General features: G+C 38.5%; 12 protein-coding genes and 1 pseudogene. 10 read left to right on the top strand and 3 right to left on the bottom strand.

The features are described from left to right. The 7 genes from ACFIO5_RS08730 to ACFIO5_RS08700 all read left to right on the top strand — a co-directional run. On the top strand, window positions 1–284 hold a 284-nt coding region (locus ACFIO5_RS08730; RefSeq protein ID WP_375705245.1), incomplete at its 5' end, for a hypothetical protein. A gap of 291 nt (window positions 285–575) precedes the next feature. Beyond that, entirely contained in the window at window positions 576–1,373 is a 798-nt protein-coding gene (locus tag ACFIO5_RS08725; protein ID WP_375637250.1) for a hypothetical protein, read from the top strand. Between the two features lie 84 nt (window positions 1,374–1,457). Continuing rightward, window positions 1,458–1,898 carry a hypothetical protein gene (locus tag ACFIO5_RS08720; RefSeq protein ID WP_375612653.1) on the top strand — a complete coding sequence of 147 codons (441 nt, stop codon included), beginning with the start codon at window positions 1,458–1,460 and terminating at the stop codon, window positions 1,896–1,898. Between the two features lie 268 nt (window positions 1,899–2,166). Further along, on the top strand, window positions 2,167–3,642 hold the full coding sequence (locus ACFIO5_RS08715; protein WP_375705244.1) for a replicative DNA helicase: 1,476 nt from the start codon (window positions 2,167–2,169) through the stop codon (window positions 3,640–3,642). 85 nt (window positions 3,643–3,727) lie between these two features. Continuing rightward, on the top strand, window positions 3,728–4,168 hold the full coding sequence (ssb, locus tag ACFIO5_RS08710) for a single-stranded DNA-binding protein (RefSeq protein ID WP_375637266.1): 441 nt from the start codon (window positions 3,728–3,730) through the stop codon (window positions 4,166–4,168). Between the two features lie 15 nt (window positions 4,169–4,183). Continuing rightward, on the top strand, window positions 4,184–4,519 hold the full coding sequence (locus ACFIO5_RS08705) for a hypothetical protein (RefSeq protein WP_375607479.1): 336 nt from the start codon (window positions 4,184–4,186) through the stop codon (window positions 4,517–4,519). After that, window positions 4,506–5,036 (top strand): hypothetical protein, encoded by a 531-nt coding sequence (locus ACFIO5_RS08700; RefSeq protein WP_375672247.1) that lies wholly within the window; start codon window positions 4,506–4,508, stop codon window positions 5,034–5,036. The genes ACFIO5_RS08705 and ACFIO5_RS08700 overlap by 14 nt, the downstream gene beginning before the upstream one ends. A gap of 9 nt (window positions 5,037–5,045) precedes the next feature. Here ACFIO5_RS08700 and ACFIO5_RS08695 read toward each other — a convergent pair whose 3' ends face one another. Then, the gene (locus ACFIO5_RS08695; protein ID WP_375630707.1) at window positions 5,046–5,672 is read right to left on the bottom strand and encodes a hypothetical protein; all 627 of its coding nucleotides are present in this window, start codon (window positions 5,670–5,672) and stop codon (window positions 5,046–5,048) included. A 202-nt stretch (window positions 5,673–5,874) separates the two neighbouring features. On the opposite strand from ACFIO5_RS08695, the gene ACFIO5_RS08690 reads away from it, so the two are divergent. From ACFIO5_RS08690 to ACFIO5_RS08680, 3 genes and pseudogenes are all read left to right on the top strand, one after another. Further along, window positions 5,875–6,210: a hypothetical protein gene (locus ACFIO5_RS08690; protein ID WP_375637144.1), complete on the top strand. Its 336-nt coding sequence runs from the start codon at window positions 5,875–5,877 to the stop codon at window positions 6,208–6,210. Continuing rightward, window positions 6,191–7,519 carry a PBSX family phage terminase large subunit gene (locus ACFIO5_RS08685; protein ID WP_375676726.1) on the top strand — a complete coding sequence of 443 codons (1,329 nt, stop codon included), beginning with the start codon at window positions 6,191–6,193 and terminating at the stop codon, window positions 7,517–7,519. Before ACFIO5_RS08690 ends, ACFIO5_RS08685 begins: the two co-directional genes overlap by 20 nt. Beyond that, window positions 7,504–8,263, top strand: a pseudogene (locus ACFIO5_RS08680) (portal protein); the annotation flags it as partial. The gene ACFIO5_RS08685 and the pseudogene ACFIO5_RS08680, both read left to right, overlap by 16 nt. Before the next feature lie 157 nt (window positions 8,264–8,420). Here the strand turns inward: ACFIO5_RS08680 and ACFIO5_RS08675 are convergent. Continuing rightward, window positions 8,421–8,744, bottom strand: coding sequence for a helix-turn-helix domain-containing protein (locus tag ACFIO5_RS08675; protein WP_015856199.1), 324 nt, complete (start codon window positions 8,742–8,744; stop codon window positions 8,421–8,423). A 1-nt stretch (window position 8,745) separates the two neighbouring features. Beyond that, complete coding sequence (locus ACFIO5_RS08670; RefSeq protein WP_041581387.1) at window positions 8,746–9,096, bottom strand: type II toxin-antitoxin system RelE/ParE family toxin; 351 nt, start codon at window positions 9,094–9,096, stop codon at window positions 8,746–8,748. Window positions 9,097–9,839 lie beyond the last annotated feature (743 nt).

Here is a 9,839-nt window from a genome sequence, read left to right as displayed (position 1 = left end):
ACGAATATGATGATGGTACAAGAGAATATGAAGAATTTGACGGTGGTCAGTATCATGAGATGCCTGAGAATGTTGATTACAGTACCAAGGCGCAAGTGAAAGCTTGGATATACGGTGGTGATTTGCCAAGAAGCGTATTGAGTTGCGAAGCGTTGATAGACGAGGTGAATAGGGAAATCAAAAAACGTACAGTTAAAGCAGTGAAAACTTATGATGATATAGACAACGAGCTAGAGAAAGCACTTGGTATTCAATTAGGTAGGTATCAAAATGAAAAAAATTGAAAAAAATAAAAAATACGTATTGACTTTAAAGAAAAGCTCGTTTAGAAAGGCGTCAAGTGCTCAAAACACTAAATCACAAGCGGATAAACCCCGATAAGGTTTTTCCCATTTCTTTAAATACTGACTGTCTTTTATGTTGTGATTAGCATATAACGATTATGTCGGGTGTGTTCACACCATACAATACTCTTATGAGAAAAGTGTGACGACGGACTTGTGACCGTGTTTTGAACACCCGGCGCCCTTATAGGGTTGTCAATTCAAAACCCAATTATCACAAGGATTACTAGCATGAAAGCTACAGTTAAAAATCAAGAATCTTCCTTTTTTGTTACAGATGATAATGGCTCTTTTAAAAAGAGAGAGTTTGCAAAAAAATACGAATTTACAGGCGAGACAATTGAAGTTGGTTTTAAGACACTTCATAGAATTAGAGCATTAAGAGATTTTGGAGATGTAAAAAAAGGGGACCTCGGCGGCTTTATAGGTAGTGAATACAATTTATCGCATCATGGCAATTGCTGGGTCGGAGGTAAAGCCAAGGTTTATGCTAATGCACGGGTTTACGATAATGCCGTTGTAAGTGGTTATGCTCATGTTAATGTGGAAGCTTGTATTTATGAAAACGCCCGTGTTTATGGCAAGGCGGTTGTAGGTGGCTTTGTTTATGGAAATGCTGAGGTTTATGGTTTTGCACGTATTTATCCTCGTGCAAGAATTTATGGGAATGCTCACGTTCATTATAATGCTTGGGTTTTTAATGATACACATATTTTTGGTAATGCCAAGCTTTCTGGATATGCTTGCATTTATGCTGATGTAAAAGTTTATGGTAATGCCAAGGTTCTAGGCTTTTCAAAACTTTATAAAAATGCACACGTTCATGGGAACGCTGTTATTGAAGGGCATGCTGAAATTCATGGGATTATTTATGGTAATGCAAAAATATCAGGTTATTCAAAAATTTATGGGAAGGTTTCAGGCAAGGCAAAATTAAGAGAGTGTGATTTTGTTCATAGGGAAGGTGAGGTTTATAGTGGCAATAAAGTCATATATAACTCGAATAATATTTTAGAAAAAGCAGCGTAAATAACGGCGCGGGCGCGGCGGGGGCGCCTCCTTATAACCATTTCATTCAAAAATTTATTCAAATGTTAGATTAGGGAGCTACCTATGACCACTAAAACTGTATCCAAAAAATATGAACTTACTAATGAAACTACAGAAGTTAAAGACCATCTCTATGGTAGAGTTAGAACACTTTATCGCATTAAAGCTTTAAGAAGTTTTGGAAGTGTTAAAAAAGGAGATTTAGGGGGCTTTATTGAAAGTGAATACAACTTATCACATGATGGCAATTGCTGGGTTGGTGATGATGCCAAGGTTTATAATGCTGCTATGGTTTGGGGGCATGCGAAGGTTTTTGAAAATGCAATAATTTGTGATGAGGCGTGTGTTAATGGGTTTGCGAAGGTTTACGGTAATGTACGTGCTTATGGAAAGGCAATTATTGGTGGCAGGGCGCGTGTTTTTGGAGATACGCAACTTATTTTGGGGGCATGGGTTACAGGAAGAAAAGAGATTTCTACAGGTTTAATATCCTTTTGTAGATAGATAAAGACTGTAGAGGAATTGATTAAAGCGGCTGTGGCGTCTAAAAGATAGAATAAAAAAAAGCCGCGTCCTTTAAGACACGGCTTTTATTATCAAAACAGCTAGCGATCTAAATAAACGATTAAAATAACCAATCGAAATATAAAAGAACATCTCTTTATTGCACAAAACGTATCAAAAAGCAAGCTGTTAAGTAAAATAAAAATGGGATTCACACTGTAGATTCAGTGATTTATAATTATCATTTATCAAATCAATTTAAATCATAATGAATAAAATGAACGCTGTTAATTTACCTTCTTTTCAAACAGAAGAACAATCTTCTTTTCGTCAACTGCCCCATAATATTGAAGCAGAGAAAGCTTTGCTGGGTGCTATCATTATCAATAATAATGCTCTTGATAGCGTTTCTGATTTTTTAAAAGCAGAGCACTTTTTTGAACCGTTGCATCAAAAGCTTTTTGATATCATTTCACAAATTATTCAAAATGGAAAAGTTGCAGATCCCATTACTATTAAGCCCTTTGTTGAAAATGATGTGAAAATTGGTGACATCACTGTATATAATTACGTGGTGCGTTTAGCTACCGAGGCAGTCACAATCATTAATACTAAAGATTATGGGAGCGTCATTTATGATCTGTTTATCCGACGCTCTTTAATTAACCTTGGCACTCAAGTTGTGAATAGAGCTTATGATGTTTCTGTAGAACTTACAACATCACAACAAATTGAAACTGTTGAAAATCAGTTGTTTGAATTGGCAGAAAAGGGAAAATACGGGGGTGGGTTTGAAAATTTTGATACAGCCATTGCAAAAGCACTTAACATGGCAAGCGCTGCGAAAAAGCGTTCTTCAAGGCTCTCAGGGATAGCTACCCATATCAAAACACTTGATGAGAAAATGGGGGGATTACAAGCATCTGATTTGATTATCCTTGCGGGGCGCCCTGGGATGGGGAAGACCTCACTGGCGACCAATATTGCTTTTAATATTGCCAATGCTTGCAAGCGTCATGATAACAGCCAAGCCAATGAAGGGGGTATTGTTGGTTTCTTTTCACTTGAGATGTCAACTGAACAGCTTGCAACTCGTATTATCTCAGAGCAAATAAAGGTTTCTTCTTCTGATATGCGCCGTGGTAATATCTCAGAAGAGCAATTTGCAAAAATTATTCACGCAATGCGTTCCTTACAAACAATCCCTCTTTATATTGATCAAACGGGTGGGGTGTCTATTGCACAATTGTCCGCTCGTGCAAGGCGTCTTAAACGACAACATGGTCTAGATGTCTTGATTATCGATTATATCCAACTCATGACAAGCGGTTCAAAACGTTCATTAGAAAATCGCGTTCAAGAAATTACAGCTATTACCACCGGATTAAAAGCACTTGCAAAAGAACTCAATATTCCCATCATTGCTCTGTCACAACTTTCGCGTCAAGTTGAAAACCGAACCGATAAACGTCCACAACTCTCCGATTTACGTGAATCTGGTTCAATTGAGCAAGATGCCGACATTGTGCTGTTTGTTTATCGTGAAGAATACTATCTCAAAAATGAAGAACCCAAAGAAAGCACTGCTGAGTATAACAAATGGCAAGATGCAATGGAGCAAGCCAAGGGTAAAGCCGAGGTTATTATAGCAAAACAACGCCATGGTCCGACAGGAATCGTTCCCCTTGCCTTTCAATCCGATTTTACACGCTTTAGTGATTTAGAACATAATGTAACACTTTAAATAATTGTTATTAGACAACTGAAAACATTGTAAAAACACATAAAACATGTTATGATCTTTACATCATTTAATGGGACTTACAAACATGCTTAATAAAGTGATTTTAATTGGTCATTTAGGTGCCAATCCAGAAAGCAAAACAATGTCATCTGGCATCGAGGTGGTCAATTTTCGAATGGCAACGTCTGAGAGCTATATAGACAAGGCAACCAATAAGAGAATAGACAAAACCGAATGGCATTCCATTGTGGTGTTTAATCCACACTTGGCAAAAGTAGCTCTCCAGTATCTGAATAAAGGGAGCAAAGTTTATATCGAGGGACGACTACAAACTCGTAAATGGCAAGATAAAAACGGTGTTGATCGCTATGTAACAGAAGTCATATTGCCTCAGTACAAAGGCGAGTTAAAGCTTTTAGATGGCAAAAATGATGATAATCAAGATCAGTCATCTGCTTATGACAGAAGCATTTACAGACCTCTTGATACATCTCATACCGTTATGAATGATAGCGTTCCTTTTTAAACAGAAGGTGCTTTAATGGATAGTAAAAAGAAGTCTAGGGTTAGTACAGAAGAATCTGAACCCGTTTATATGCTTACAGAGAATGATATAGAGCTGTTAAGAGATTGTATGTCATCTACATCAATGAGTTATTACAGTATAGTGATGGGTGCTTTATTGAGTACACTTTTCATTCTGCTCTTAAAACTTTCTTGGGATCAAAGTCACTTAAAACTTAAGTTAGGTGTTGCTGCTGTAATATGCATTTTAGTGGTTTTATTGTTCTTTTTAAATCGAATTTCATGGTCAAGATCAGAGAGAATTTGGCAAGATATTAAACAGACATCTGAGGACATAAGTGAAAAAAAATAAAAAAAGGGGACGCCCTAAAATAGCAGGGCAGGTAAGAGAACCAAACGGACGTATATCACGTTGCAAAACACCGCGTGAAGCCGTTGATAAATTGGCAATAGAAATGCGTGCAAAGTGCTTTGGTTTAACGCTACAAGAGGCAAAAAATCCACTTTCTGGTACCTATATCGGGCGGCTTTGCTTGCAAGGCGTGATTACTCAAGAGCAATACGACGCCGCGCAACAGTATTTACAGATAAGGAATAATTACCTTTGTGCAAAAGGCTTGCCTAATGCAATTTATGACGAAATGCCATCATCATCTGATGATAAGGCAAGAGATAAATGGGTAGAATTTGCAACAGAGCAGTTTATAAACACGCAAGAGGCACTAAAAGAAGCACAATGCCTTTATAGACAGTACAATCTTCACGCTGCGCTACAGTACCTCGTTATAGAAGATCAAATGCTACCCCACCTTGTGAATTCACTGCGCGTTGCTCTTAATGTGCTTCAGAAACATTTTGATCGTAAATGACAAGCTCTATTACGGTTGCATTATATAGTATATCCTTCGTAAGTTTCCGCAATGTTCACTGAGTTCCTTTAACCATTTATGATCATTTGTTTTCACGTGAGATACTATGTTATCTACTTGTTCTTTTCTGAAATCGTAACGCTTATCTATAGCCGTCATAAATTTTTTTGCATAATAAATCATTGGATCCTCGTTATCATTGACCACGTCGTATGCCCACATAAAATCGCTTTCACTCCAATCATATTCATCGCGTAAACGCTTTATTACATTGGGTAGATCCATTTGCGACATCTCCTTATTATAATCACCCCGCAATAAACTCATAAGGGATGCACAACCAACAACTGATATGTGACGATACAATATATCTTCCTTGTTAAAAAATGAATATTCTCCGCCATTTCTGAGTGAAAGTTCTTCTGCTTTGCGTACCTTTTCAGAATGCATAGAGCCAATATATGATTCACTTACGTATTTATTGTAAAGTTGATTATACTTCTCTATAGTATCTACACTTGTAAACATACGCGTCAATTTGTCTATAAATCCAAATGACGCTGATGCAGGTAGCGCTGATATAGAAAAGAAAGCTATAAATGTTATGATGCGTGTTATGGATAATGATTTCATCATTTTGAACCCTTAATTATTCATAAGTGCTGTTTAACTGATTCCCTTTGAAATTATCAATATGTGTTATTTTAGTGTTGACAAAGTGTAGCAAATCGTATTTAATGACAGCACTGTACTTGGTTGTATTGTATCTAAACGAGGGACAGTGCAGTTTTGAATCCCCGCAAATGCGGGGTTTTTTATTATCTGGAGGGCGTATTTTATGACATCAGAAAATACACAGCAGGCTCCACAACCCATTAAAAAGCGTATACCCCCAAAGGCAGGTCAAGGGCGTGTCAAAGGCGTTCCGAATAAGATGACGCGCATTTTAAAAGAAGCAGTGGTTAAGGCTGCTGAGAATGCTGGGAATAAAATTGGCAAGGATGGTTTGATCTCTTATTTGGAAAAGCAGGCTATGGAATGCCCCGCTGCTTATTTAGCGTTGCTTGGTAAGGTGTTGCCTTTACAGGTAACAGGTGAAGATGGGGGAGCCATTAAGATCATAACGCGTGTAGAAATTGCTCCTTTAACAATGAATGACGACAAGACAGATTAAGATTGTACCAAAACTTATCCCTATTTTTGATGGGGATGCTTTGGTACGAGCGGCGTGGGGTGGACGAGGGTCTGGAAAGACAAGATCATTTGCATTGATGGCTGCTTTAAAAGGCTATCAATTTGGTATGCAGGGGATATCGGGGACCATTCTTTGTGCACGTCAGTTTCAGAATTCTTTGGCAGAAAGTTCATTGGAGGAGATTAAGCGCGCCATTGAAGCGCACGACTTTTTAAAGGACTATTACAAGGTTGGGGAATCTTCGATTAAGTCGATAGATGGTCGCGTAGCCTTTCAGTTTTCTGGTCTGGACCGTAATATTGCGAGCATTAAATCGATGGGGCGCATTTTGCTTTGTTGGGTTGATGAGGCAGAGCCCGTGACAGAAACAGCTTGGCAGACTCTCATTCCAACGTTGCGTGAAGAAGGCGAGGGGTGGAGAGCAGAGTTATGGGTGACATGGAACCCGTTGCGAGAGAATGCCCCCGTTGAGAAGCGGTTTCGCTTTTCAGACAATGAGGCAATCAAGCGTGTTGAGATCAACTGGTCAGACAATCCGAAGTTTCCCAAGATCTTGAATGAAGCGCGGCTTGATGATCTGAGAAACCGTCCAGAGACCTATAAGCATATCTGGGAAGGGGCTTATCTTACAGCGGTTCAAGGCGCTTATTATCAGAAAGAGATGTTGGCAGCCGAGCAGGAGGGGCGGATAGGGCGTGTTGCTCGTGACCCTTTAATGCAAATACGTGCTTTTTGGGACATTGGGGGGACAGGCGCCAAGGCAGATGCCACGGCGATATGGATAGCACAGTTTGTGGGGCGAGAAATTAGAGTGCTTAATTATTACGAAGCACAGGGACAGCCATTATCCGAGCACATAGGCTGGTTACGTCAGAATGGCTATGAGAAGGCATTGATGGTTCTCCCCCATGATGGTGCAACAAGAGACCGTGTACACAATGTGAGTTTTGAGAGCGCTCTTAAACAGGCAGGCTTTCAAACAAAAGTTATCCCTAATCAGGGAGCAGGGGCTGTTAAGATACGTATAGAAACAGTCCGTCGTGTTTTGCCTTCTGTTTGGTTTAATGAGAAGACGACAGTAGCAGGACGTAAGGCACTGAACTGGTATCACGAGAAATGGGATGAGAAGCGTAATATTGGCTTGGGAGCAGAGCATGATTGGTCCAGTCATGGGGCAGATGCCTTTGGACTGATGTGTATTTCATACAAACCACCAAAAGAAATACAAAAGCGACCAGCTTATAGCGGCAGAACGGAATATGAGAGTACCTCATGGATGGCAGAATGATGTATGATGAAGAGCATTTAGATAAAGAAAGTAACGCATCAGATTTGTCGACAGAAGGCTTATTTCGCAAGCTTGTGAGCTGGTACAAAGAAGATGTGGAGCATGTGAACAAATGGCGTGAACATGCGCGGGAGGATTTTGGTTTTTACAATGGTGATCAATGGAATGAAGAAGATTTATCGGCGTTAAAAAAGCAACGCCGCCCCGTTATGACTTTTAATCGTATTGCTCCGCTTGTGAATGCTGTTGTGGGTTCAGAACGCAACAATAAGCGAGAAGTGCAATTCATTCCTCGTCAAATAGGGAAGGCATTGCCAAGTGAATTGCTTACAGGAGCAGCAGAATGGTTTCGCGACATGGCACATGCTGAATATGCAGATAGTGATGCTTTCCAAGATGCTGTCATTTGTGGAATGGGGTGGACTGATACCCGCCTTGATTATGAGAACAGCCTCGATGGTGAACCGGTCATTACGCGTTTAGATCCTTTAAAAATGGTCTGGGATAGTGCGGCAGTGCAACCGAATTTAACCGATGCACAACGTTTGTGGTATGTAGACCGCAAGCCGTTAGAAGTAGCTAAGCAGATGTTTCCCAAATCTCATTGGACAGAGCTGAGTGCAGATTGGGCAAGGGATGGGAGCTCTCATGAAGGTGTTCACCATAATGATCTTGATTATTACAGTGATGAAGGGAGCATTGATGTTGAAAACGGTCGTCGGATGGTCACGCTTGTTGAAGGACATTATAAACAAAAATACAATAAAGTCAATAGTTTGTTTGTAATTATCTTATATGAATCCACTCAAGAATCCACACTTTTATACGTGATTCATTTGACCATTTTTTATAAACAATTGCCATGTATGAATAGACCATAAAAAGCTAATCATAAAGAAGTTTAAGAAGAAAAAACAACTTCAAAATGTCCTTCAAGCGTTTTAACTTCTTTCGGATTAACAATAATCTTTATATCGTTTCCCAATTTTGCCAAACACTCAAGCATTTTCATTTCACTAATTCCTCGAAATTCTCCACTTAAGAGTTTAGACAGTTTTGGTTGAGTCATTTTCAAAAGTTGACTAGCCTGTTTTTGTGTTAAGTTCTTTTCTTTCAGAATTTGACTAATCTTATGAGCAAGTTGCGCTTTGATAAGCATCTCTCTGGAATCTGAAAAGCCAAGATCCGCATAAACATTGGAACTACCGTGAAAAACATTGATCATTTTAATTCCCTTCTAATTGTTCTGCTAACTTGAGACGTTCTTTAATCAGATTAATGTCTGGTTTTGGTGTTGCAATGCCACGGGTCGATTTTTTCTGAAAACAATGCAACACATAAAGAGATTTTTTATATTGTATCGTATAAACAGCGCGATAAGTTCCTTGAATATCGCGTTCAATAATTTCTAGAACATTGGCAGATCCAAACCCCTTGAGAACCTTAACATTTTCTCCTCTATCTCCTATCTGAGCAAGATAAAGAGCATAACCAATCCTTTGTTGAATAAGATCAGGAAGACTTTTTATATCTTTGAGTGAAGAACCAAGCCATATGATACGTTTTATTTTACTCATGATTATTAATATACTCATATGGGTATATTTTCAAGTGGTTATTCTAATTTTGTGATTTTTTAATAACTATTATTAATAAAATTGACTTGATAAAAATGGTAACAAAAAACCATAATTGTTTATTTATCTTATGAAAAGCTGCTTTGTAAAAACCAACGCTTCCAAATGTAAAAAGAACGTTTTTTGCAGATATTTATTGAATATGCATTTGCTTTTGATTGGATTGTTAAAGCTACCGAGCATTTTGATTTGTTTGATACGTTTGATAGCCATAACAAGCGTTATAGGCTCTCTCATTCAAATGAGTGATTAAAGATCATACGCACCATTTACGTTTCTTTTGATAAGTTTTCATATCTCTCATAGAGCGCTTGCAATATGATACGTTTTGTATATATGCATTCATTACTCCATTGTGGATGATTATTTTTCTATCATTATAATCGCTATTTGAAAGCCGCGTCATATCACTTGACACGGCTTTTTTTATGTTACTCTCTCTTTTATGATATGTTTATAGCAATGCATTTTATATGCGTTTATACACCATAAAGAAGGCACGCCCCCCACGCCGTTCTTTATTCTGTTTTATCAGTTATATTGACAACATTATCCCTTTCATACACCTCACAATTTTTTGGAACCAACCTTACTTTGCTTTTTTTATTGATTTTTGCATTGCCATAAACACGCCCCCAGATCGTTGCACAATATGAGATTTTAGCATTGCCATAAACAGAGCC

The organism is Bartonella sp. AA86SXKL (genome assembly GCF_042196885.1).
Note: the sequence above shows the minus strand (reverse complement) of the source record. Positions and strands in the feature narration are given on the sequence as shown.